The following is a 25,378-nucleotide window of genomic DNA, read 5'->3' as shown; positions in this document are numbered from 1 at the left end:
CATGTCCTCTGGCATCATGAAAAGCAGGTGAACGATGATGAATAAAGCTGTGGGGTATGTAAGAGTATCAACTCAACGACAAGTTGGTACAGACCATTACTCACTATCAGTACAACGTTCTATTATCAAAGAGATGGCGACTAGCAATCATGAGATGGCGCTAGCCGCCATCTTTGCTGATGAGGGCCTATCAGGTTCTACGACAAGACGAGAGGGGTTTAAACGGCTATGTCAGGCCGTCAAGCAGCCAGATGTTAGTGTTGTGTTAGTTTACCGACTAAATAGGCTAGCGCGTAACTTACACGATTTAATAGACTTCTTTGATCTCTGTCAGAAAAATAATGTCGTGATTCGTAGCTTCATGGAAGCTGATGTCACGGATTCTGCTAGCGGACGGCTGCAGCTAACGATGTTCGGTGCCGTAGCGGAATTTGAAAGGTCGGTAACGCGGGAAAATCAAGCCAGTGCTTTAGCCGAGCGTATTCGGCAAGGGAAGGTCTCTAGCAGTAAAGTGCCTTATGGATACGATTACGAGCGCCAAACTATGCGAGCCGTAGTAAATCAGGAGTCGGCACCTGTAGTACGCTGGCTATTCCAACGCTATGTGTCAACGGCACTTGGTTACCGACGTCTAACATCTGAATGCAATCATCATTTTGGCCTCAGCCTAAAACAGCCCCATGTAGCGAGAATACTAAGAAATTCACATTATACGGGAGTAGAGAATTTCCCGCCACTGATATCTCAGTCGCTATTCGATAAGGTCCAAGAGAAACGAACTGGAAACCATGTGGTGAAAAAGTATGATGACTTTTGGCTTCATGGGATAGTGGTGTGTCCCTATTGTCGGCGAAAGCTAAAGCCGGAAGCTGTTAGTAAACCCGCTACTGGTAAACGATATCGATACTATAGTTGTCGGCAATCAGGTCATAGCATATCGCTACCGGCGGATGTCATCGAGCAGGTGATTTTTACTCGATTGGGTTACTTACTGAGGGAGTCAAATTGGCAAACATTATTAGCGTCTAAGGCTAATCGCCAGATGAATTTCCACCCTGTGTGTGATAAGAAACAGTTGCTAAGTGAACTGGAGGATGGCCAAATTTCACCAAAGGAATATGCGTCAATATTGCTCTCAGACAGGCGGACAGAAGAAGAGAGACAGGCTAAATTAAGCCAATATCAAACGTCCATAGCTGACCTTGCCCAGGCTTTTACAGGGCCAAGCAAGGTGGCAAGTGAACTTTGGCAAGGATTACTAGATAGGGTCGAAATCAACAAGCAAGGGTTGGTTTTGGGTGTTTATATGAATAGATGGATTAGTGTCAATCTTATTGACTTAGAGGAGGAGCTTAAAAATGGATAGTGTAGCAGTGAAACAGCGGCGCGCAGTGGCTTACGTTCGGGTGTCAACAACTGAACAGGCAGAGCAAGGTTACTCGATCGATGCACAAATCCAGACAATCAAGAACTACTGTCGACGGCAAAACCTTGATTTGGTAGAAGTCTATGCTGATCGTGGTATCTCTGGTAAATCGCTCAAGAAGCGTAAGAAGCTTCAAAAGCTACTGGGCGATGCTGAACATACCGCCTTCGATACGGTGATTGTTTGGAAGAGTTCGCGGCTTGCGCGTAATGTAAAATTACTACTTGAAATCGTTGATATTCTGCAGTCCCATAACATCGAACTTTACTCAATCAGCGAGAACTTTAGAGTGGATACAGCTTCCGGTAAGCTGATGCTACAAGTCATGGCCAGTGTCAGTGAGTTTGAGCGTAATGAAATCGGCGAGAATGTCGTTCTAGGTATGAAACGGCGTGCTCGTGAGGGTTATATGAATGGCAATCGGGTGCTCGGCTATGACAACGTCAAGACGGAAGATGGGACTAAAATTCTTGCAGTCAACGAGGATGAGGCGAGCATCGTTCGTTTCATCTTTGACAGCTACCTGCAGCAACGAGGACTACGAGCTATTGCTAATGAATTGAATCATCGTGGGTATCGTACTAAGCGCGATAATGCATTTTCGACAACGGCTGTACATGATATCTTGAATAATCCTTTATATGTGGGGAAAATTCAATATGCAAAGTACGAGCAATGGGAGCTAAAGCGCCGTAAGGGCCGTAGTGAGCATCCTATCGTGGTTGAAGGTAAGCATGAGACTATCATTAGTCAAGATGTCTGGGAACGCACACAACGACGTTTGAAGGTCCAGAGGCACACGCCCAAGTGGAATCACCTGGGGACCAATGTTCTGACAGGGTTACTACGTTGTCCAGAGTGTGGGGGTGCTATGAGGGCTAGCAATACGACTAATACTTTAAAGGATGGGACGAAAAAGCGTATTCGCTACTATAGTTGTGCTAACTTTCGTAGTAAGGGTTCAGCTGTTTGCCACGCCAATAGCATTCGAGCCGATGAGGCAGAGAAGTTGGTTGCTCTGAAACTAAGGATGGTACTGAGTGATCCAGAGGTTGGACAGGCCGTTGTTAAACGGATGAAGGCTAGTGAAGCTAATCAACGAAAGGCATTAGACGAAATCATCGCAAACAAGCAGCGTGATATCAATGCATTGACCCAAAAGTTGCGGCGATTACAGTCGACAGTTGATGAGGAGCCAACGCTGAAATCGGACTTGGAGCCAAGAATTCATCAGTTGCTGGGTGATCAGGTAGGGCTTGAGTCAGAGCTAAGAGCGCTACGGGAACGCGATGTACAGTCGGATTCTAGCTTGTCGGTGGAAAATGTGACGCAATTACTCAAGTTGATTGCTGAGGTGGTTCAGGGACGTGATACGGATACATTGAAATATATCTACCAATGTTTCATCGAGAAAATCACTTTTGACCGCAAGGAGAAGCTAGTATGGGTACACATGAGATTCGATAGCGACGTAACGGAGGAGTTGGCAGAATACACAGAGGCAATGTCTGATGAAGGCATTGCCTTTTTGCATGGTCGGAGTATTCACCTGGTCATTTGAGAACGGGAGAACGGGGATACTGCGGGAGAGCACAAGTATCTATGAGACATGAATGTAGCTAAGTTTTTCCCGATATCCCGTTAGATTATACGTATGTATATATTAGAACATCTTGCATATATTATGTCACTCGAATTTTACGGGTTTACGGGCAGATATTTGTAGGCCAATGAACTAGACAGATATACGGCGGGGCCTTATAGGGGCACCGCCGTATTTTTTTTAATCCTAGTGAGTAATTGCTGATGTATCAGGGATAGTAGCCAATTCATTTTAGATGATTTGTCGGGTATATTTTGGCTTGATTATTCTCGTAGATTATGAGGACCATCTTAGCTATCGCGTCAAAGTGCAGACGCTTCTACTCCTTACGAAATGAACGTGACCCGTTCATTCCTTAGGTCGTTGCAATTGAGGTTTACGTATTTTGAGATTATTCTTGCATGAGTTTAGTCTGAGTATTTACTATAGGGGTAGGCAGGTCAGCCCTAAGCTGCCTGATACCCCGGTGGTTGAATTCATCATATAAAAAATGGGCTAGCCGTTAAACTAGCCCAGATCCATTAGTTGTGAGTGATTTGCAAATTACCCCTGCACCGGATTAAGCACCCCGCTGGTAAGAAAACCAGAGACACAGCTAAGATGGCGAGTAAAATATACATATCCATTACCCCCTTCAAGGTATCGTAGAGACAACTTGAGAATAGAGATATGAGCACGGTGCTTAGAACCGGTAATGGCAGATAGCGGGAGTGGGAATCGAACCCACGAGCTCTAAGGCTGTATGTACAGTTTACTTATGAGAATCAGTATATCATACTTGAGTCAACTGACTTGGAGTAATCGCAAAGTAGTCCGTTACGGATCACCGTATCATAAGTGATGCGGTTTTTCTTGGGATTAACCGCTAAGTGGATGGTTATGGAAGTCCGTACCATAAGTAACACCACGACAATAAGCAGACCCCGAAACCATCGAGGCCTGCTTATTTATCTTGCTCACATCACCGCGCTGTCGCCCGCCAAATACCGTTCCAGCTTATGATCGATCACTTTCAGCTGTGCCTGCTTATCCGCAATTGAAGCGATGACGTGCTTACGCTGTTCTCGCATTAGTTCAATTCGTTGCGGTAAGCTGCTAGCACCTTCACGGACTAAGGTGGTATAGTGCTGCAGTTCAATAATCGACATGCCAGCTGCTCGCAAATAATGCAAGTTGGTTATCCAGTGGAGGTCTTCATCATCAAAGACCCGTTGATTGTTTTTATTGCGCTTTTCTGGTGGTAGTAAGCCACACTCTAAGTAATATCTGACTGTTCGAATCGTGACGTTAGCGGCTTTTGCGAACGCCCCGATCCGCATCAATTTATTTTTGTTCATTTTGACTTGACCTCCCGTTACGTTAGGCTGATATAGTAAGTCCATCATAACAGAAAAGGAAGCTGTGGATATGACTATCAAGACTTTAATTACGGGTGCTGACCGCGGGATGGGTTACGAATTAGCCTTAGAACTTGGTTTGAAAGGCCAGTATATCTACGTTGGTTCTCGAAATTTAGCGCGAGGACAGGCCGCTGTTGCTCAGCTCGGGGCTACTGGTGTTCAAGCTCAGGCAGTACAGTTAGACGTGACTGATCATGAGTCGATCGTTGCCGCGAAAGAGAGTTTTACCACAAATCTAGATATTCTAATCAATAACGCTGGTATTGCGGTTGATCATGAGACCAAGCCGTCAGAACTGTCACTAGACGAAATTCGACAGGATTTTAACGTGAATTATTTCGGCTTGATCGATGTCACGCAGGTTTTCTTACCACTTTTGAAGGCAGCGCCGGCTGGCCGGATTATTAATATCTCTAGTGCGGTGGGGTCATTGACGCTGGCCAGCGATACCAGTACCAGCATTCACAGGCTACAGGCATCTGGCTATCAGGCTTCTAAGTCAGCGGTCAATATGTTCACCATCAAACTCGCCGCTGAACTTGAGGGAACGTCGGTCACGGTAAACGCCGTCAATCCTGGTTGGGTGGACACCAGCTTCGGTGGCGGTGGCGGTAATCGGACCGTACAAGTGGGTGTGGCGCGGACTGTGGAATTGGCTACCGCTGATACGTTAACTGATTCTGGCACGTTTTCAGATATTGATGGTGTCGTTCCTTGGTAGCCTGCCAGTGGAGGATGTGATGCAATTGCTGAGGTGGTTTAGGGACAGATACATTTGCCGAAGCTTGCGCTTGTTTTGCTGATTTACCGTTATTTTGGAAAGATATCACTTTGATTTTATTCGCTAATATTGATATTTACTGATAAGCTTAAAAACAGATGTTAGTGACAGAAAACTAGGGTGGTTTGTGTGATGGATCTCTATAAAATTAGATTAGATAAAATAAGCGGGAGTACAAATTTAGTTAAAGTTGATCAAACTTTGTTTAAAAAAGAGAAAAGACTGCAGACGTGCATTGAAGAGAATCTTGAGTTAACTGTCGGACCGAGTTTTGTTGCTACTGAGTTCACCGTAGGCAAGTATCGTTTAGATACAGTTGGGTATGATGACGAAGTGAATTCATTCGTTATTATCGAGTATAAGAAGACCACTAAATATAGTGTAATCGATCAGGGCTACGCTTATCTTAATACATTGTTGAATCATAAAGCAGACTTTGTTTTGGCTTATAATGAAAGATATGATGAATCACAGAGCATCAATGATTTTGATTGGTCACAGGTAAGGCTTGTTTTTATTGCTCAGAGTTTTGATGACTACCAAAGAGATGCGGCTGACAATCAGGATATTCCGATTGAATTGTATGAAGCAAAATTATTTGGTAGCAATGAGCTGATGTTAAACAAAATTTCTAAGGAAAATAACGTACAGAGGACAGCCAACAATGTGACCAAGCTCGACAGTCCAGTTTCAAATCGTGAGACGACTAAGATTAAGGATGTTAAGGATCTGCGACCGGTAACCGAGGCAGATTTTTTAACCAACTGTTCTGAGAATGTCCGGGAGTTATACGCAACGATAAAAGAAACTCTACTAGCGTGGGACGCTAGATTTGAAGTGAAAGTGACGAAGGTTTATGTGGGATTTCGAATTGAACGTCACAATATTGTTGACCTATTACCCCAGAAAAAAAGGCTAAAAATTTGGATTAATTTAAGTAAAGGGGAGTTAGAGGATCCGGCTTATCTATTTAGAGATGTTAGTCATACGGGACATTGGGGAAATGGGGATTATGAGCTATCGATAGCTAATGATGAACAGTTGGAATATATTCTCAGTCTCATGAAACAGACCTGGCGAAAACATATTAAGTAGAGAATATGACGATTTATTTGTTATTTTGTATTTTCAAACATAGATGATTTAAAGATTAGGTGGATTCGATTTAAAGGAACACCACCGAAATTTCAAATGAACTGAGGACAAGATGAAAATCATTGAGGTGAAAACTCGCCCTACAGCACTAATTGAACAGCTTTTGGCGGTATGGGAAGGCGCTGTGAAGGCCACACATCGCTTTTTATCTGCGGAAGAAATTGCCGCCATTAAGCAGTATGTTCCCCAGGCGTTACTGGAAGTGCCACATCTAATCGTTGTCGAGAATGATGAACAAGTACCGGTTGGATTTATGGGGATTACCAATCAGCACCTTGAAATGCTTTTTATTGCACGTGAAGAAGAGGGCAAGGGACTAGGGAAGGCCCTGATCAACTATGGTCTTGAAAAATATGCCGTGAATGACCTTGCCGTGAATGAACAGAATCCGCAGGCTAAGGGCTTTTATGAGCACATGGAATTTGCAACGTACAAACGAACAGAACAGGATGAGCAGGGTAATCCTTACCCCCTTTTGTATATGAGAAAAGTCTGATGTGGTTAATGCTAACAGAACGGGTTTGCCAGTATGCCAGCGTTAAATAGGTTGTCCTAATTTATTGTCTCCAATCTAAAAAAGGTCGTCTCAAGTTTGGGGGCGGCCTTGAGACTGACCCCAGCCGTTCTGAAGTGTGCAGATACCCAGATTTCGTTCGGTTCACCTCACCCCACCAGCTGATGCGGCTGGTGTTGACAGAACAGGTTTACCGGGCGTTTATGATTAATGAGGGGTCTCCTCCCATAAGTGATGCGGTTTTCCTTGAGATTGACCTGACAGGGCACTGTACGTGGAATGAGCAAAATTATAAAGGGATTTGCCGTACTTCAGGCGAGACCCATTCCTTTTCAAATAGAGAATATGATACACTATGATTGTTTAGTAAACGATTCCATAAAACGTTGAGTTGAGTAACCAGGGTAAGATAATTTTAAAAGTTGGCTTAACACATACTCGGGAGGAATGGCGTTCATGAAACGAAGTCTAGTTGGAATTGCAATAGCTACTGGAGTGGCTTTTTGTGGTGTTCAGGTATTAGAGACATTGCCGGAACTGCCTGCGATTGGGACAGAGGTTGTTGCACATGCGTCTGATGAAGATAAGATTGTTGATTCAGGAACATTGGGAAGTTGTCCATGGACATTAACTGCCGATGGAACTTTACATGTTCAAAGTGGAGAATTGCCAGTGGCTGCAAAATTATATGATAATTATGTGACCCCTTTTTGTGATATTCAGATACGAGAGGGTGGCGATCACAATAATCTTAAATTTAATACGATCTCGTTTGAAGGAAAAATCACAACACCGCCAAATGCATCATTTCTATTTGCTGGATTCTTGTCCGCGACGACGCAGATAAAACACTGGGAAAAATTGGATACTAGTGCTTCAACGAACTTTTCATATATGTTTTTTAATAGCAATCAGGATAAGATCGATGTATCCGGGCTTGATACAAAGCGGGCAACGAATATGCATGGCATGTTTAGTAGCACCAACCTTATTGAAGGCTATAAAAACATGGATACGAGTAATGTTACGGATATGGGAGAAATGTTTGAAAATTATGGTTATGATGACAATCCCGCTTCACTAGATTTATCGACATTTAATGTTGACAAGGTCAATGATGATAAGTCGTCTAACAATTTTGGGTACACGGTACCAGGAGGATTTTACCGAATGTTTGGGATGTCCAATATTAAAAGTCTCAATATTGGTAATTGGACCCCCAAAATACCTTTAGATGCAATGTTTGAAGGTTCTGATGTGTCCAGGATAAGTAAACTGACCGTAAGCTCACAAGAGAATTTGACCAAGTCTGAACTACTTGGACCAGATACGACGGCTGATAAGGATCCGGACACTTATACTGGAAAATGGGAAAATATCAATGATCAATACTTAAGGCCTAATAACCCAGATAAGACGACCTATACTACCGATGAATTAACGACTAAGTACGATGGAAGCACGGTAGCAGCAGGTGATGAAACATATCAATGGGAGCCCACAGTAACGCCAGGTAATCCCGTAACGATTCATTACGTTGATCAGGATGGCAAAATGATTCAGGCCGATACTCAGCTTCCGGGTGCCTTAGAAGCAAAATATACGATTAAGCCGGCTGCTATTAAGGGTTATCAATACGTAGGTATTACAGAAGGATCGTTGACGGGGACATATACGTCTGATCCACAAAGTGTGACGCTTACCTATAAAGTAGCACCAGTTACGCCAGTTACACCAGGTGGTAATGACAACAATGATTCAACTGGTGATCAGGGTCATACCCCGGTCATTGCTAAAAAGGACAGAGCAATCACAGCGGTTAAAAAGCTTGGTTTTTACCGCACCCCAGACTTTAGTAAGAAGACACGACAGTATTATTATGACAAACAGAAGCGAACGTTGCGGCCACAGTTTGTCATTACAGGGGTGGCGCGTTCCAAGAGTGGTCTTAAACGGTACTTAGTGCGAGATGTGACGCCGGGGTCCAAGCGCTATGGCATGACCGGTTATATTACGGCCAAGCGCTCGTTTACGGTGCACACGTATTACCAGCATAATCCTAAACGAGTCAAAGTTATTTTGGGAACGAATATCTATCGGGATAAGGCGCTCAAACATCGTGTAAGACATTTGAAACGGGGAACAGTCTTGCACGTTAAAAAGATTGTGCGGTATCATTTAACGACGCGGTTGGTACTTAATAACGATAGTTTCGTAACCAGTAATAAAACAAAAGTGATTGAAAAGTAGGATTCATGAGCGATTTGAAGCATATCGGTCGTGAGTAATAGTATCAGAGAATAGGCAGGTCTGAATCGACAACGACGATTCAGGCCTGCCTATTTTTCTTGAGTACGGTTATTCACAGTCTAGTAAGAGACAACTAAGCGAATAAGGGCACATTGTACTCGGCATTAACGATCATAAAGTTCGGAAAAAGTCACCACAATATTCGGATATAGTTGTCGATACCTCATTAGATTATAGGCGTGTATAGATAGAACCTGCACTCGTGTTTTACGGGATGCCAATGGCAGTTGAATCACTGTCAGGGAGACGTACTACAGGTGAAGTTTAATTCGAGAAAGGGTACGCTTGATTTGGCAATTCGTCATACGACAGAGCATATTTCAAATAAACCGTGCAAAATAAAAAGCGACTTATTATGGGGATTGGAAACCTATCATGAGAGACCCTCTTTCATGACTTATTTGCGCCTAAATCATTGAGAAGCTTTATTATCAATTTTTTTATGGGCCTATGTGGCTATGAGGTGTGATTAAACTAATCTTGTGTTCCGAAATCATTCTCGGTAGGATAGACTCTAAAAGTAGCAAATGTTTCATGTGGAACATTTAAACCCATCACAAAGAAGGCAGATACCATGAAACTAGAAATTTACCAAGACACACCGCATGACCGCGATCTCATCGCACGATATCCCCTGAAGGACCCCACCTTTACCGCCACCCCACAGCAAGCCTTAGCGATTGCCATGGGGGATCCAGAACGGCTGCCAATCTTGGTTATCGCCGGTTCTGAGATGGTCGGCTTCTTTGTGCTGACTAAGCATGACGATGTGCGCGAAGTGGGGGCTAATCCCGCAACTGCCCTTCTGATTCGGTCACTATCGGTGTCGGAAACACAGCGGGGAAAAGGGATTGCCACCCAGATGCTGGAACAGTTACCGGCGTTCGTTCGTGAGCATTTTCCGTTCGCAACGACCATCACGTTAGCGGTAGAAGCGGCGAACGTTCCCGCCCAAAAACTATACGATAAGGTCGGTTTTGTGGATACGAGTCGCCGCCGCTTTGGCCAATACGGTGAGCAGTATATTTTAGAAAAGACGCTCTAGCGTTGCTGGAGGATAGTTCTCATGACTGATAGGTTTAAAGGAGGAAGCATCATGCCCGTGATTTCCACGCAACGCCTTATTTTGCGACCGTTTACCGTAGCTGACCTGCCCGAGTTTACAGCGTTACAGCAAGATCCAGACGTCAATCACTTTTTACCGTGGTTTGCGCCGCAAACGACTGCGGAGGCCCTGAAGTTGCTACGTACCCAGTATTTGGATTCCCCGGAGGACTATCAGCTGGCCGTGTGTCTGCGCACAACGAACAAAGCTATCGGTTACATCAATGTTGAGGCCACTGGTGGCCACGATTTGGGGTACGGCTTGGCCCGCGCTTTTTGGGGGCAGGGATATATGACGGAAGCTGTGCAGGCACTGATCACACACTTACCGGTGGCCGCGTATCCCTTTCTAACCGCGACCCATGACGTACTAAATTCCAAAAGTGGTGCCGTCATGCAGCGGCTGGGGATGGCCTATCAGTATACGTATCTCGAACAATGGCAACCCAAGAATATACCGGTATACTTCCGGCTATATTTGTTAAACCGCGACGGGAACAATGCACGCCGCTTCGACAAGTATTGGAGAATGCATCCGACCCATGTTGTCGAAAAAACACCGCTGCGAGTTGACGGCGAAATCAGTCAGCAAGGCGACTGATGATAACCAAAAAGGGCACCGCCGAATTTCGCCAGCAGCCCCCATCAGGTCTTCGTTCAATTAAGCTTGTCCGTGTAAATACAACTCCGGTAGGTCAGTCAGAAATTGTTTCCGCACGGCGTCGGTCGTCGTATTGGCTTCTCCTAGATGAATCCAATGAGCGGTCTGCGGCGCGATGCCAATCCCTGGAAATGTTTGGGCAATCAGATTACTTTGAATGGGATCGCCCGCATCGTTGATTAGTTCCGCCTTGGTCATCGTGGCCGTCGTGATGACCGTTGCGTGCCGAATATTGTGGAGCAGGCCCCGTAAGTCAGGGTCCTCCGCGTAGGCAAAGCCCTTGAGCATCACTTTATCGAAGAATCCCTTAAGCTCGGCGGGCAGATGGTACCACCAGATGGGGCTAATGAAGATGAGTTCATCCGACTGGGCAATCACCTGTTGGTAGTCCTTGACCAACTGATACGGCGTCTCACCGCGGCTAAATAGACGCAGTTCCTCTTTAGAATAACGGGGATCGAAGCCGTCCCGATAGAGATCGATAACGTGGTAAGGTTGGTCAGTGCTGTCAAAGTAAGCTGTTAACCGGGTTAAAATTGCGTGGTTGAGACTGCCTTCGTAGGGGTGTGCGTAGACGATTGTTTTCATAATAAGTAGGTCCTCCTCGAATTGAATGAATAAAGTTTATGTTATACTCAGTCGGTAAACAAGTACGCAATTTAAAGTGCGGTACATACCCAAAGGAGAGTGTCATGGCCGAAATTGATTATATCAAGGAGACCCGCTTGGAGAACACGGGTTTTGCCTATACCCTGAAACTAATTGGGGGCAAATACAAAATGCAGACGCTTTACGCGCTATCCATGAACCACGGGCCGTTACGCTACAATGCCCTCAAGCGCGTGTTAGCACCGATTGCATTTAAGACGCTCACCAATACCCTACGTGAATTAGAAGCGGACGACCTCGTTCATCGAGAAGAATACCCACAGATTCCGCCGAAGGTTGAGTACAGCCTGACGAAGCGGGGGCAGTCGTTGATTCCCGTGATGGACAGCATCTGCCTCTGGGGTGAAGCGCAGGCACAGGCTGACCAGATCGTGCCAAGCCATCTACATGACTAAGTCAGGACAATGATGTAAGGGCAACAGGCTAGGGGATAAAATAGCGGGAATGTTATTTTTTCAAGTGACCAAGACGAGCGGTTTTACAATCAAATTGAAGGGATGATAACCGATAAATTTGTGTTGGACATTCCGGTTTTGATTATCTCAAAAGAGAAATTGAGTGATGTCTTGCAGCACGCGCCAGTGTGGTGGGGGAATCAAGACAAGGCAATCTATGACAATCTAATTTTCACTCTGCCACCGGCAACCTTTGATGACGTCTTTAACGAAATAGGTGCCCCTAGAGAATCCCTCGAAACGATAGCTAACTACAAGAATGTTGTCTTTTGGTCTTTTAACCGAAAGTCATACCAAAAAACCAATTGGTGGTCGAAGACCGCGAATTCAAGCATTAGTCACAAGTTGACAATTAGAACCGCGAACACCGTTAGACGGGTGGTCCAGAAGTAATGGGTAACTAGTCTTGAGATAAAGCCGAAATAAAGCGTGTCATCCAGAAAAATGGGTGGCACGCTTTATTTCTAGTCGAGACAAAGGCCAACGGTGCGCGGAGGGTCATTAGTATGAATAATTTATAACCAAGTGAAAATAAGAGTTGCCATGGCCAGCCTTCTGCCCAGATGAGCGTATTTGGGGATGGCGGTTGTTTGCGGGTGAGAGATATGAGTTGGGGATGGCGTGCAAGACCAATCACGGCGTAAATGATTTTAGAATAAAAAAGTTGTGATTTTTAAACATTACTGTAATTGTTTTAAAGGGTATTGGTTATAATAGAGAGTGTAGAACCGGTTAAAAAGCAGTTCATCCACACTTGACGGGTTGTGGTGAATGAAATTTAGCGCTAACTAGGATTAACGTGAGAACAAATGGGGAGGCTGGGTTTTATGAAACATAGTATAGTTGGGATGGCTTTGGTAGCTGCTCTGTCATTTAGTGGCGCAGTGGTCAGCGGGGACTTGCGCGGACCGGTAGCGAGTGGGTCACCAATTGTAGTGGCTCATGCCGATGCCAGTAATGCCACTCGAGGAATCGTGCAAGACGAAAATGGTGAAGGCACCTGTCCGTGGAATTATACGTCGGACGGCGTCATGCACATTGGCGCGGGGACGTTACCGCCTGCAACCAGAACGGTTCATCATGCGCCGTTTGGGGATTATTACAGTTGGACAGGAACGTTGGCAGCTATTCTGGGGGCTCTTAGTAATGATGGCCACGTTGTAAAAACAATATCTTTTGATGGTCCTGTTAAAGCACCGGAAAATGCGTCCCATCTTTTTTATCAACTTAATATGGTTAACAATATGGATGTCGCGCCGCAAATTAAAAATTTAAACCGCTTAGACGTGAGTGAGACGACCAACATGACAGACATGTTCGCCAGTTCAGGTCAGCTGGCTATCGACGTTTCTAGCTTCGATACCAGTAAAGTCACCTCAATGCAGGAGATGTTTGATGGTAATAATAACTTGACGAGTAACATCGTGGGACTCGACCACTTTGACACGAGCCAAGTTACGGATATGGGAAAAATGTTTAACGAGATTGGCGATGGCTATCATGATGTGAAGCTTGATTTATCGCACTTTGATGTTAGCAAAGTCCATCACATGGACTACGTAGACGATTATGGCGATAATGTTTCGCGAAGCGGATTTGACAAAATGTTTTATTTGAATGGTAAAACCGTCACGATTGATCTTTCGGGCTGGAAGCCGCAAGTACCGCTAGATAATTTGATGGGGGACGGGACTCACTTGTCGAAGATAACATTGAGTCCGGATATCAACCTGACGGATACGAGTTTTCCACAAAAAAACTCGGACGGTACTAGTGCTTTAGATCAAAAATGGGAAAATATACGTGACTTGTACTCAGCAGACCCCAATAAAAAGACTTATAACTTGACTGACATTGCGACCCTTTATCAACAGGGAAGTCTCGATAAGCCCACGACTGATGAAACGTACGTTATGGAACCAGATGTGACACCGGGAAATCCCGTGACGATCCATTACGTTGATCAAGATGGTAAAACGATTCAGGCGGATACGCAGCTCCCCGGTGATCTAGGTGCGACGTATACTGTGAAACCGGCAACAATTGCTGGCTATCACTACGTCAAGGCTACTGATGGCTCACTGACGGGAACCTATACTTCGGATCCGCAGAGTGTGACGCTGACTTATAAGGCGGTGCCTAAACCGTCGCCCAGTGAGTCATCTAGTTCGAGTGATAGCGCCAACACTAAGGACCCAGATCAAGTGAAAATGGTTGCCAAAAAAGATCGTGCGATTACGGCTGTTAAAAAGCTAGGCTTTTACCACACGACGGAATTTAGTCGCAAGACACGGCAGTATTACTACGCCAAGCAAAAGCGAACGTTGCGGCCACAGTTCGTGATTACAGGGGTGGCACGTTCCAAGAGCGGATTCAAACGTTACTTGGTTCGCGACGTGACGCCGGGGTCCAAGCGATACGGCATGACCGGGTATATGACGGCCAAGCGAGCCTTTACGGTGCACACGTATTACCAGCATGCACCTAAGCAAGTCAAAGTCATCCAGGGGACCAATGCTTACCGTGATAAGGCATTAAAAAAGCATGTCAGACATCTGAAACGCGGAACGGTCTTACGGGTTAAGAAACTGGTACGCTACCACTTAACGACGCGCTTGGTACTTAACGACGGTAGTTATGTTACAAGTAATAAAGAAAAAGTTATTGAAAAGTAAGTCTTTGTGAGTACGCTGGGAATGATTAGCGATAGGCATAGGGAATGAAATAGACAGATTTGAATCGTAACTTTCGATTCAAATCTGTCTATTTTTTTGTTTTTCGGTCAATTCCAAGCAAGAAACAGATTAGAACGTCGCTGATGACCTTCAATCAACTGGCTAGCGAATAAGGGTTACCGGAAGAAAGTTCGCTGATTACATGATGTGGGGCAACACAGGGGAGTGATTATTTGATATACTAGGCTTAATCAATATTGTGAATTTATTCACTAACGCTTATTTCATAGTAACACGTACAAAGCCTTAAGGAGGATTACTTTTATGAAATCCAGAGTGATGGGCCTAGCCATAACGGTAGCATTGGTCTTTAGTGGCGCGGTACTCGTAGATAACTCGCCGAAAGTGAAGAGTTGGTCGCCAACGGTGGTGGCACATGCGGATACGACGCCGGTTACCGGAAAATTTGGAACTTGTGATTATAAATTTGTTGGAGATGTTCTACATATTGGACCAGGAATGCTGCCCGAAGCGCCGCTTGATACCTCACCGTGGCCGATGCAACCCAGAGTATCACCTTTTAGTGCGCTCATCAGGGGGTATAGCACAATCATTAATACGATCTCTTTTGATGGTCAGGTTCAGACACCGCCGAATGCCGCGTACTTATTTAGTGGTTTTTCGACGTTAAATATAGACAAGGGTGATTATCCTTTTCCCATACCACAAATTAGAAATTGGCAGAATTTGGAAACGAGTCAGACGACCGATATGACTGGGATGTTCTTGGATTCTAGTCAACAGCGGCTGGATGTTTCAAGTTTTGATACCTCAAAAGTCACGAGTATGGCGAGCATGTTCAGACAAAACACGAACCTTACCAGTAATATTGTCGGATTGACTAGTAAGGGATTTAATACGAGTCAGGTGACAAACATGGCATTTATGTTTCGGGAGGTTGGTAATGGGTCATTTCGTCTTGTTCTTGATTTGTCGGGTTTTGATGTTAGTCAGGTGAAGGCCAGTGGTGATGAATCGGGGTTCAGTGCGATGTTTAGTTCATTACCACGAGCAGCTAAATTGGCTGTGAATCTTTCTAATTGGCGACCACAGGTGGCACTAGTAGACCTTTTTACGGATGATTTAAGTATCTATCCCGTCTATCAAGTAACCTTGAATGACAATCTCGACTTATCTCAGGCTGGACTAGCAGAGATTCCAACAGATCCCGATGAAAGTGATCCCATGTATACGGGGCGGTGGGAGAATAAAGACGATCGGTATCAGAGTGACAATCCGAACACGTATCGTTCAGCACAACTGATGACCATGTATGGGGAGAATGCAGCTACTCGGCCCAAGGGCGATGTGACTTATATGTGGCAACCAACCAAGTTACCGATTCAAGGGAAGCCTGTCACGGTTCATTTTAGTGACGAATCAGGGCGTTCGTTGCAAGAGGACCTGGTCTTAACGGGGGATGCTGGGGAACCTTATACAATCACGCCACCGGAAATTAAGGGCTATCAGCAAGTTGAGGACCCCGATCTTCAGTTGACAGGAACCTACAGCAAAGACGATGCGAGTGAAGTCACGTTGCACTATCAGGCGTTACCAACGCCACCGGGAACAGTGACGGATGGCTCCGGTGACGGTGAAACGAGTATCCCTGATAAGGTAACTGACGATCCGGTCGCACGAAAGGATCGCGCGATTACGGCTGTTAAAAAGGTTGGTTTTTACCGCACACCAGACTTTAGTCGCAAGACACGGCAGTATTACTACGCCAAGCAAAAGCGAACGTTGCGGCCACAGTTCGTGATTACAGGGGTCGCACGTTCCAAGAGTGGCTTTAAACGTTACCTGGTTCGCGACGTGACACCAGGATCCAAGCGATACGGCATGACCGGTTATATGACGGCCAAGCGAGCCTTTACGGTGCACACGTATTACCAGCATGCGCCTAAGCAAGTCAAAGTTATCCAAGGGACCAATGCTTACCGTGATAAGGCATTAAAAAAGCATGTCAGACATCTGAAACGCGGGACGGTCTTACGGGTTAAGAAGCTGGTTCGGTATCATTTAACCACGCGCTTGGTACTTAATGATGGCAGCTTTGTCACGAGTAATAAAATGAAAGTGTTAGAAAAATAAGGCTCACAAGAGGATCGTGGCAGCGATCATAGATTCAAAATAGCCAGTCTGGACATGTAAAATTCCAGGCTGGCTATTTTTAAGGCCAATAACGACTAATGTTTCATATGAAACAGTGATCGTGACTTGTGGAGAAGTGAATTTGGAGAAAAAGGTTGCGTGATGCTCGCTGTAAAACTCTAGGAACGTTGTCAGCACATTTCGATTCGACCTGCCCATGATCCCAAAACCTCCCCCCTAGTTAGTTTCTCTAGAGAGGAGGTTTTGATAGCTAATGATGACTTAGCATCACCGAATTAGTCTTGATCGTGGCGACGACGGCGTACGCCGAAGAACCAGAAGAAGGCAGCGGCAGCAATAGCGGCGACACCACCTAAAATATAGAGCTGGCGCTTGTCGTTAGCTTTGTTAGCAGCCGATTCGTTGTGTTTAGGAGCAGACGCTTGTTGCGTGGTCGTGCTAGTCGTTGACTCATCTTTGTTTGATTTAGACGACTTATTAGACTTGGCCTTGTTCTTAGAAGTGGTGTTTTTACCAGACTTCTTGGACGTGGTAGCGGCCTTCGCAACGGTCGTTCCAGTGAGTTGGTCGAGGCCACTATTAACGGCTGGGATGATGGCGCTTAAGGCACCTTGGGCTTGATTACCAGCAAAGGCTAAAATGGCTGTCCCTTGATAATTTCCGGACCGAGAAGTCGTTAATGAGGCACGACGGCCATTACTGATTGAAACGCCAGTGGTCGTTTTTGCTTTCTTGTCGGCCTTGGTGGCCTTCTTAACCGTCTTAGCGGGCTTCTTAGCAGGGTCAGTGGGATCCGTCGTCGCTGGGTCAGTGCCTGGGGTGCCTGGCTGAGTAGGCGTCGTAGTCCCGGTTTGACCGCCGTTATTGTGATTGTTATTTGCAGCAATTAGGTCGTCTAATACCCTTTGACGAACAGTGGCCAAATTTTGGTCAGCGGTCGTCTTGTCTAGCTTAGCTTGGTCGAGGGTATCCTTGGCTGTGGATAGGGTCTTCTGGGCCTCATCGAGATTGGTTTTTGCTGTAGCGTTAGCAGCTTTAGCCTTATCGAGGTTATCTTTAGCCGTAGTGACACCATCGTCAGCGTCACTAGCCGCACTCGATGCCGCGTTAAATTTATTTTGAGCGGCGTCTAAGGCATTATTAGCCAGAACGGCCGTTTCTTGAGTACTTTTGACGTTGGCGGCAAGAGCTGCCTGATTTTGATCTGCTGCTTGAGCATCAGTAGCTGCCTTAGCACTAGTAGTAGCGGCGCTGGTGGCTGTCGTCTGTGCTGTATTCGCAGCCTTCAGAGCATTATTGTATGCTGTGATCAGAGCGGCTAAACTGGTTGCGGTCGTTTGATCAGTGCCGACGGTCGATTGGAGAGCGTCTTGCCGGTTTTTTGAGGCGTTGAGTGTAGACGTCGCTGTTTCGACAGCGGTCGAAGCAGTAGCAACAGCCGTCTTAGCATTGGTTGCCGCGGTGTCAGCTTTGTCGCTAGCACTGGAAGCGGCATCCATAATTTTTTTCTTGTCTTCCGAATCCGTGTTGTTATCGTTGTTAATTTTGGTATCTGAGTTAACGACAGCTTGCTTGGCAGCAACGGTCTCTTTGGCTGTAGTTACAGCCTCATTAGCCGTCTCGAAAGCCTTTTGAGCAGTGTCAGCATTATTTTTGGCTTGCGTCTGTTTACTTTGAGCGGTTTCTAAGTCAGTAGCCGCTGTGGTGGACTTAGCTTGAGCATCAGTTGAGGCGATCTTAGCATCAGTCAAAGTCGTTTGTTCCATGCCAAGTTGCGTCTTCAAATCGTCGACCTTTTTCTGTGCGGCGGTGGCATCTGTCGTTGTGTCGATGACTGTGCTCTCAGTAGTATCAAACTTGGAGGCATCCTTAATGTAAGTTGAGGTGCCTATAACTTGTTCAAAGTGAATTTGTCCGAGAGAGTCGATTGCCAACCCAAAATAGTTAGCTGGAGAACTACTATCGTTATCGACGACACCTGCTAACGTGGTTGCACTGCCAAAGGCGGCATTTTGGTCATCAAACATCATCGTTTTAATGGTGTTATAGATACCACGTTTGACATCATCTAATGTTTTTGCACCGGTAAGGGCAGCCTTTGTTCCAGTGATTTCGTAGTAGTTACCACCATTGTTCAATCCATAGTCGCCGGCGGCAGTAGTGATGGCAGAAGTGTCGTGAACACTTGCATTATTGGGGTTGTCAAGGTCCCATTTGTCTGTATCATAGGCGTTCGCAATTTCTTTGGCGAAAGCCATCATGGTTGTTGTAAGTGTAACTGGTGTTTGTGCGAGCTGACTTCTTACCTGATTGATTAAAGAAACTGCATATTTTGCGAGATCTTGTAACTGCTCATTTGTTAATGATCCAGCAGTATATGGGATAGCTGCGTCGGTAGTACTTGATTGATATTGATTATTTGTATCAGTCAAACCAGGTTTGGCTAAGGCCGCTAGATTCGCGGCGGCCATGGTTACAGCGGTTTGATATGGAGACATTTTTGTGGAATCTGCGGACACTACTTTAGCGTAAGAATCGGCCGCGGACTTTGTAGCATCGGTTGAATTTGCTTTATCAGCTGCAATAGCTGCGTTCCATAAGGCGGTGTCTGCGACGTATTTTTGGAGATATGGTGCAAGTACATTATTCGCATCGGCCATATCTTTGAGAGCCTGTGCGGTCAGGCTCTCAGGTAATGTAATCGTGTTTGGCGTTTGAATTGCAGCTTCAGCAGTTGCTATGGCTGCCGAAGTTTTGTCAACGGCCGCTTGAGCAGCGGTTTGAGCGGTAGCGGCGTCTGTAGCAGCCTTGGCGGCAGTTGAGGCGGCTGAGGAATTGGCAGCCAATGTTTTATCAGCGTCAGATAAGGCAGCTTGAGATTTTGTGAGTGCACCACTTGCCAGATTAGCGTTATCAGTGGCTGTTTTTAAGTTGTCCTTTGCTGTGCTTAATAGTGTGTTGGCGTCATCCAGATCTAATTGTGAGCTAGCTGCCTTCTTTTGTGCGTCATTATAGGCATTTTGCGCAGCAGTTAAGTTGTTCTTGGCCTTTTCTAAGTGATCTGCTGTATTTGTAACATTTGTATTGGCTGTATCCAAGTTTGCGTTAGCCTCAGTCAAGGCTTGGCTTTGTTTTGGAATGTCAGTAGCCAGTGCGTTGAGAGTGGCAGTGTTTGTTTCGATATCTTTATTGAGCTTGTCAACTTCCTGTTGTAGGTTAGCAATAGAGGGTGCGTCGGAACCGGCATAAGGCTTATCTGCTGTGAGAGCGGCTTGTAGTGCATTGGAAGCCGCCGTACTAAGACTATCCGCGGTTGAACTCGCATCTGAAGCCGCTTTGGCCGCGTCAGATGCTGCAGTTTGAGCGGCCTTTGAAGCCGCTTCGGCAGCTAAACTACTTTTAACGGCAGTAGAACTGGCGTCATTGGCAGTTTGGGCATTGTTTTGGGCGTTAGTTAATGCTGTATGAGCGTCTGTTTTAGCCTTGGCAGCTGCCGTTTGCTTATCGATCGCGTCACTAAGGGGCGTTTCGGCATCGGCTACGGCCTGTGACGTTTGGCCGGCACTAGTTTGAGCCTTGATAGCGGCGGCGCTTGCCTTGGTTACATCGCCTTCTGCAGCAGTGACGGCTGCGGCCGCTGAGTCGGCGGCACTACTAGCAGTTTTAACTTCTGGTGAAGCCTCAACTTGCGGGTTTAAATTGTCTTGTGCCCCTTGGTTAACAGTAGTCGCGTCATTGGAGGCGGGTGTTGTGGCGGCATTAGCGATCACGTTACTGGTCATAACGGTACCAGCCAGAACTGCAGTTGTTCCCGCGACAATCTGAATAGTCTTTTTCATAAAAGAAAATCTCCCTTATAAATAAAAGTATATAAAACTTACTAGTGAGACGGATGACAACCGTTAACAATGCTAACGGTTACAAAAAAGTATGAAAAGTCCAACTAACTTCTCTAATGTCGGGATACGGCTGATTTCGATAGTTACAGGACAACTTCATGAGCAATACCTGAAAAAATGAATTGAGGCCGTTAGTCGTCACGACTAACGGCGTCCTAGTCGAGATTCCGAGATGATCATCGTGCTGCCGTTCTGACTAACTTAGAGGCTAAAAACATTTGCACTGTATATCACTTTTTGGATAAATATGTTTTGTTCTCAGTGTACACCTTTTATTCTTCATAATAAACACCATGTTTTGGTAACCAGTTGAAGTATTAGCATTCAGGACTGCTTACTATTAGTCTGAACTATGTGGCGAGGAAAGGCAGTCTGCGTCTGGATTATGACCAGTTGTGTGGAATTGGGAAAGTTAAATTGTGATAGTCAAGGGTCTGGTTTCCTGTGATGGCCGAACAAGTGAATGGTGGGGATTAGATAGTGGCTGGTAGATGTCACTGCTAAAGTGATCTCTGTCATCAGGACTGAAAAAGATGAGATGTTGCATGGGACTCTAGTTGTAATGCGATCAATTGCTAAATTATTTTTTTGGAGGGCTTGTCTTAGGTGGTGCCTGAACTGACACCTGTCATCTAAAAGTGGTCGTCCAAAATTTTTGGACGACCACTTGCTGACTATTGACAATGATTTCGTTTAAAAAAGAGTGATGCACATAGGATAAAGTCAGGGGATGGGCGTCTAATAGGGAACGTTCCGAGTTTACCCGAACGTGATCAAAATTCACATCCTAATTTGCAATTCCAAACGATATGTTGTATTATTTACTCATAGCCACTCCCCAAGTTATTGGGGGTGATCCAATATCATTTGGAATTGCTGAAGTATTCCCCACGGATGTAGGGACGAGTCATTGGTAACATGCGAAGTTTTGAGTTAACTTGCAACTTAAGACAGTCGGGGTGTGAGTTAACTTGGAGAAAGTATCAAGGACGGGAAAGGCTAGTCCTTTCCCGTCTGCAGGATTGGATCAATGCCCATAGTTGTATTTTGGTGAAGCTTTGTCTAGGGTCCTAACCGGGCTAGTCAGGCTGAATTCGAGGTGCTTATTAGCCCCAGTGTAGCACATTCACTGACAGTTGCGGGTATTTAGCTTTTAGCAGCGATGTACCCAATACAAGTCTGGACGACAAGTAAGAAGTATTGGAGGAGAGGTTTATGGATCAGGGAACCAAGATTTGTCCAAATTGTGGGACGAAAATGACGATTAATGCGGAAGTTTGCCCGAAGTGTGGCGCGATGCAGGCCCAGCCCATGGGGAGCTATGCAACTGGGCCCGCGTCAGTTCAGGAACAAGTACAATCCCGCAAAAGGGTTGGTATGTTCCTTCTTTGGGGATGGTTATCCGCAGTGGCTTCACTTTTTATTCCGATAATCGGGATCGCTTCGATAGTTTTGGGCGTGCTAACCATTAGGAACAAACACGTGTCCGCAGGGGTCGTTTTGATTGTCGTGGCGGCCATCTTTATCTTCTTGGGGATGACGGGCTTTGCCGAAGGATTTTTCGGGGCCCTATAACCTGAAAGACGGCAACTGAACTTGGGGTAAGATTAGTTGCGGCTTTTGTTACGAATACGGTTAATTCCTGCTGGTATGGTGGGGTGAGTCAAAAAGGGCGTTCAATTCTATTGGATGGCCTTTATTTTTGTTTGCTAAAGACAGGAGTGGCTGTCCTGCAGACTGGCTAATTGTATGGCCAGTGGTGATCAGGACTGATTGGTAGCCCATACTCACGGGAATAGTATGGTAGAAATAAAGGGGAATAACTAAGCCAGCGAGGTATATGTGCACACAATACATTTAATGTGTAACATAGCAACCGGGTTAATGTTATTAGAAAACACATATGGAGTTCATAAGTTTATCACATTTTGCTGTTATTCTAGGACTATTCAAGAAAACGACAGATCGCAACCCACTCGGATATGGAGGATTGCCCCATGAAAAAATGGCTACGAATTATCTCAATCATCGCTTGTCTCGTTGGTTTGACATCGTTATTGCGCATCCAGGCGCAGCAGCGGGACCCAGTCATGACTAAGGCAACTCTCCAGGACCAAACGGGTCGAGTTGCAAAAGAAGTGACCAGCCGCCAGCCACAGGACTTACAACTGGCACTGGACTTGACGCTTCCCGCTGGGGAAACGACCATCACGCTGGCCGAACAGGACCAGGCTAAGCTAGAACCAGGTAAGATCACTGACTTAGAAGTGGCTGAAGATGGCCAGGCTGATAACGTTACGGCAGAAGTTGATGAAAAACACCGTCTTTTGCTCAATAATGATCAAGATGAGGCACAACAGGTGAAGGTCTTGGTGCCAGTGAAGTTAACTGACCCCCTCCTCATCGCGAAGTTCCAACTTGAATTACACGTTGTCGACTCGACTGAAAAATACCAGCTTCGTCGCATCGCCGTCATCGCGGCCGAAGATGACGAAGAAGCCGAAAAGAATCAAGCGGCGAAGACGAGCAAAGTCGTCGACAATTCCCGAGTAGATTCGCAAACAGCGAGTAGCGCGGACGTGGTAACGGCCGACGACAGTAAGACGACTGACAACAAGCAAGCGACTGAAACAAGTGAAGCGGCGAAGGTAGATGATAACACCAAGGCAGATGACCAAACAGCGGATACGAACAAGGCCGACCGTTCGAAACAGCAACGGGTCTCTCTTCCAGCAATTCCCACTGAGGCTGGTGCTATCAAGATTCACCGGGGCCAGGTTAAATCGAATAATTGGTCCAGTGATTTACTGATTGGTGGGACCTTACTAGAGCAAGATGGCGTTAAGAAAATAACTAAAGCGCTCGCTAATACCGAACCTAAAGGCTACTATGGTGGCGATGAAAGCAATTACTTTAACAATTACGAAAAGTACTATCACTCATCCTACATGAGAGCTGACGGGGCGAAAGCCTATGCGATTTCGATGGATGGCGAGAAGCAACCGAAAGCAACTGACAACATTGTTATCTACTACGACAATGTTGGCGCCTACAAGGCTTCACCTACTGAGTCAAGTCTTGACCAACAGATGGGGGTTATCGTTGAAATCTCCAACATCGAATTCAATGAGTCGAAGTATATCCGGGGCGGACGAGCCTACATTGACTTCCCTAACAACTTCTACTCTGGTCTAGTCTACAGCGGGATTAAGTCTTTCACTATCGACATGACATTTACCAACTCAGATTGGACGAAGGCCCTTGAATTCCCAGATAAAGACAAGGATGACGACTATGGAACTTACTTCACGTTTGGATCACTAAACGGTCGTGAAGATAAATTGAACGAATGGGCCGGTACCGGATCAGGGCTACCAGCCAAAATAGCCGAAGGTGCCTTCATCAAACCACACCCAGAGGGCTGGTATGAAGGTATTGGGAATGGATCGGATAAAGGCAAGGAGACTGCGGACACGGACTGGGGCGACTACCTCGGATCTAGTAACTACGAACTTGGTGCCGTTTCCTTCCCCATGGTTGGGGTTAAGCAACCGTTCAAGTTGAGAAGTGACTTTGGCTTCACTTGGCAGTCATTCTCCACGGGGGTTCTCACGCCACTCAAGCCGCCGGCACCAACGAAGACGGTTGATAAGGATGAGGAACTTGATCGAGATAATAACGATTTAGATGGCGAGACGGTTGACCGGGACCATGCGGATCAGGAAACGCTGTTCTACACGGTTTACCAGCCGACGTACAATATTCCTGACCAAACTATCGTTAAGCCGAAGAGCATTACGATGACCGATCAGTTGCCGGCTGGATTAACCGTTGAGGCTGACAATGTTAAGTTGTACAACACGAATGGCCAGGAAATTCTCACAGATGGTAAGCGAACGGGTGAAGTCACTGTCTCTGACACGGGATTAGTCACGTACAAGCTCTCCAAAGCGGAAATCGAAGACTTGATTTTCGATGGCAGCAGCTTTGCTTTCCGAATGAAAGCGAGCGTTCACAAAGACTTCCTCGGCACTTTCAAGAATCGGGCGATGGTTAGCTTCGGACCCGGATGGGATCAACCGACGAATGAAGTGATTACGCACTATATTCGGGGCACGTACCAATTCCAAAAGGTGGATGGCACGACTGAAAAGCCACTGGCCGGTGCCGAGTTTATCATCCAAAACGAGGACCAACAGTACCTGACGTTTGACGACGAGGGCAAGTTCAAAGATGTTGTGAAAGACCAAGCAGCGGCAACGCGCCTAAAGGGCGACGAAAGCGGGAACTTTAAGGTTACGGGTCTCCCATATGGCAAGTACACATTGATTGAAACACAAGCGCCAGATGGCTACGTCATTGGCGATACTCATGACTTCGAGATTTCCAAGGAACAGCAGGCGCAGGGCGTCGATCCTGACCAGATCAAGAATGATCCGTACACGCTACCCGTTACTGGGGGACACGGGATCTTCTGGTTCCTGGTTGGCGGTCTCATGCTCATCCTAATTTCTCTCTCAATTTGGCGCACACACCCTGAAGGAGGTTAAG

The 25,378-nt window shown here is 45.9% G+C and carries 16 protein-coding genes and 2 pseudogenes; 15 read left to right on the top strand and 3 right to left on the bottom strand.

All coding sequences use genetic code 11. From position 1 onward, the window contains the following. Positions 1 to 34: 34 nt before the first annotated feature. Together EKM71_RS06470 and EKM71_RS06465 are read left to right on the top strand one after the other, a co-directional pair. Positions 35 to 1,366, top strand: coding sequence for a recombinase family protein (locus EKM71_RS06470; RefSeq protein ID WP_125573807.1), 1,332 nt, complete (start codon positions 35 to 37; stop codon positions 1,364 to 1,366). Next, on the top strand, positions 1,359 to 2,987 hold the full coding sequence (locus tag EKM71_RS06465; RefSeq protein ID WP_125573806.1) for a recombinase family protein: 1,629 nt from the start codon (positions 1,359 to 1,361) through the stop codon (positions 2,985 to 2,987). Before EKM71_RS06470 ends, EKM71_RS06465 begins: the two co-directional genes overlap by 8 nt. Before the next feature lie 998 nt (positions 2,988 to 3,985). On the opposite strand, the gene EKM71_RS06460 is transcribed toward EKM71_RS06465, so the two are convergent. Continuing rightward, the gene (locus EKM71_RS06460; RefSeq protein WP_164504743.1) at positions 3,986 to 4,366 is read right to left on the bottom strand and encodes a MerR family transcriptional regulator; all 381 of its coding nucleotides are present in this window, start codon (positions 4,364 to 4,366) and stop codon (positions 3,986 to 3,988) included. Between the two features lie 70 nt (positions 4,367 to 4,436). Here EKM71_RS06460 and EKM71_RS06455 point away from each other — a divergent pair, with 70 nt between their 5' ends. The 7 genes and pseudogenes from EKM71_RS06455 to EKM71_RS06425 all read left to right on the top strand — a co-directional run bounded on the left by EKM71_RS06455 (position 4,437) and on the right by EKM71_RS06425 (position 10,894). Continuing rightward, positions 4,437 to 5,150: an SDR family NAD(P)-dependent oxidoreductase gene (locus tag EKM71_RS06455; RefSeq protein ID WP_125573804.1), complete on the top strand. Its 714-nt coding sequence runs from the start codon at positions 4,437 to 4,439 to the stop codon at positions 5,148 to 5,150. A gap of 192 nt (positions 5,151 to 5,342) precedes the next feature. Continuing rightward, entirely contained in the window at positions 5,343 to 6,305 is a 963-nt protein-coding gene (locus tag EKM71_RS06450; RefSeq protein ID WP_125573803.1) for a DUF5655 domain-containing protein, read from the top strand. A 112-nt stretch (positions 6,306 to 6,417) separates the two neighbouring features. Beyond that, entirely contained in the window at positions 6,418 to 6,861 is a 444-nt protein-coding gene (locus EKM71_RS06445; protein ID WP_125573802.1) for a GNAT family N-acetyltransferase, read from the top strand. Positions 6,862 to 6,957: 96 nt separating this feature from the next. After that, positions 6,958 to 7,103, top strand: a pseudogene (locus EKM71_RS11170) (23S rRNA (pseudouridine(1915)-N(3))-methyltransferase RlmH); the annotation flags it as partial. 232 nt (positions 7,104 to 7,335) lie between these two features. Further along, on the top strand, positions 7,336 to 9,129 hold the full coding sequence (locus EKM71_RS06435) for a DUF5776 domain-containing protein (protein WP_164504742.1): 1,794 nt from the start codon (positions 7,336 to 7,338) through the stop codon (positions 9,127 to 9,129). Between the two features lie 634 nt (positions 9,130 to 9,763). Continuing rightward, positions 9,764 to 10,234: a GNAT family N-acetyltransferase gene (locus EKM71_RS06430; protein WP_125573800.1), complete on the top strand. Its 471-nt coding sequence runs from the start codon at positions 9,764 to 9,766 to the stop codon at positions 10,232 to 10,234. A 21-nt stretch (positions 10,235 to 10,255) separates the two neighbouring features. Beyond that, entirely contained in the window at positions 10,256 to 10,894 is a 639-nt protein-coding gene (locus EKM71_RS06425; protein WP_225418002.1) for a GNAT family N-acetyltransferase, read from the top strand. A gap of 60 nt (positions 10,895 to 10,954) precedes the next feature. On the opposite strand, the gene EKM71_RS06420 is transcribed toward EKM71_RS06425, so the two are convergent. Beyond that, positions 10,955 to 11,542 (bottom strand): NAD(P)H-dependent oxidoreductase, encoded by a 588-nt coding sequence (locus EKM71_RS06420; RefSeq protein WP_125573799.1) that lies wholly within the window; start codon positions 11,540 to 11,542, stop codon positions 10,955 to 10,957. A gap of 104 nt (positions 11,543 to 11,646) precedes the next feature. On the opposite strand from EKM71_RS06420, the gene EKM71_RS06415 reads away from it, so the two are divergent. The 4 genes and pseudogenes from EKM71_RS06415 (at position 11,647) to EKM71_RS06400 (ending at position 16,907) form a co-directional block, all read left to right on the top strand. After that, on the top strand, positions 11,647 to 12,018 hold the full coding sequence (locus EKM71_RS06415) for a winged helix-turn-helix transcriptional regulator (protein ID WP_125573798.1): 372 nt from the start codon (positions 11,647 to 11,649) through the stop codon (positions 12,016 to 12,018). Positions 12,019 to 12,069: 51 nt separating this feature from the next. Further along, positions 12,070 to 12,471 (top strand): annotated as a pseudogene (locus EKM71_RS06410) (DUF1697 domain-containing protein); the annotation flags it as partial. 434 nt (positions 12,472 to 12,905) lie between these two features. Next, entirely contained in the window at positions 12,906 to 14,753 is a 1,848-nt protein-coding gene (locus EKM71_RS06405; RefSeq protein WP_164504741.1) for a MucBP domain-containing protein, read from the top strand. A gap of 324 nt (positions 14,754 to 15,077) precedes the next feature. Further along, on the top strand, positions 15,078 to 16,907 hold the full coding sequence (locus tag EKM71_RS06400) for a DUF5776 domain-containing protein (protein WP_125573795.1): 1,830 nt from the start codon (positions 15,078 to 15,080) through the stop codon (positions 16,905 to 16,907). A gap of 296 nt (positions 16,908 to 17,203) precedes the next feature. On the opposite strand, the gene EKM71_RS06395 is transcribed toward EKM71_RS06400, so the two are convergent. Beyond that, positions 17,204 to 20,767, bottom strand: coding sequence for an SEC10/PgrA surface exclusion domain-containing protein (locus EKM71_RS06395; protein ID WP_125573794.1), 3,564 nt, complete (start codon positions 20,765 to 20,767; stop codon positions 17,204 to 17,206). Between the two features lie 1,275 nt (positions 20,768 to 22,042). On the opposite strand from EKM71_RS06395, the gene EKM71_RS06390 reads away from it, so the two are divergent. Further along, positions 22,043 to 22,402 (top strand): zinc ribbon domain-containing protein, encoded by a 360-nt coding sequence (locus EKM71_RS06390; RefSeq protein WP_125573793.1) that lies wholly within the window; start codon positions 22,043 to 22,045, stop codon positions 22,400 to 22,402. A gap of 422 nt (positions 22,403 to 22,824) precedes the next feature. Continuing rightward, the gene (locus tag EKM71_RS06385; RefSeq protein WP_125573792.1) at positions 22,825 to 25,377 is read left to right on the top strand and encodes a SpaA isopeptide-forming pilin-related protein; all 2,553 of its coding nucleotides are present in this window, start codon (positions 22,825 to 22,827) and stop codon (positions 25,375 to 25,377) included. The last annotated feature ends 1 nt before the right edge of the window (position 25,378 follow it).

This window comes from Levilactobacillus huananensis (assembly GCF_003946145.1).
In the GTDB taxonomy this organism is placed as follows: Bacteria; Bacillota; Bacilli; order Lactobacillales; family Lactobacillaceae; genus Levilactobacillus; species Levilactobacillus huananensis.
This window is presented reverse-complemented; position numbering and strand designations above follow the sequence as displayed.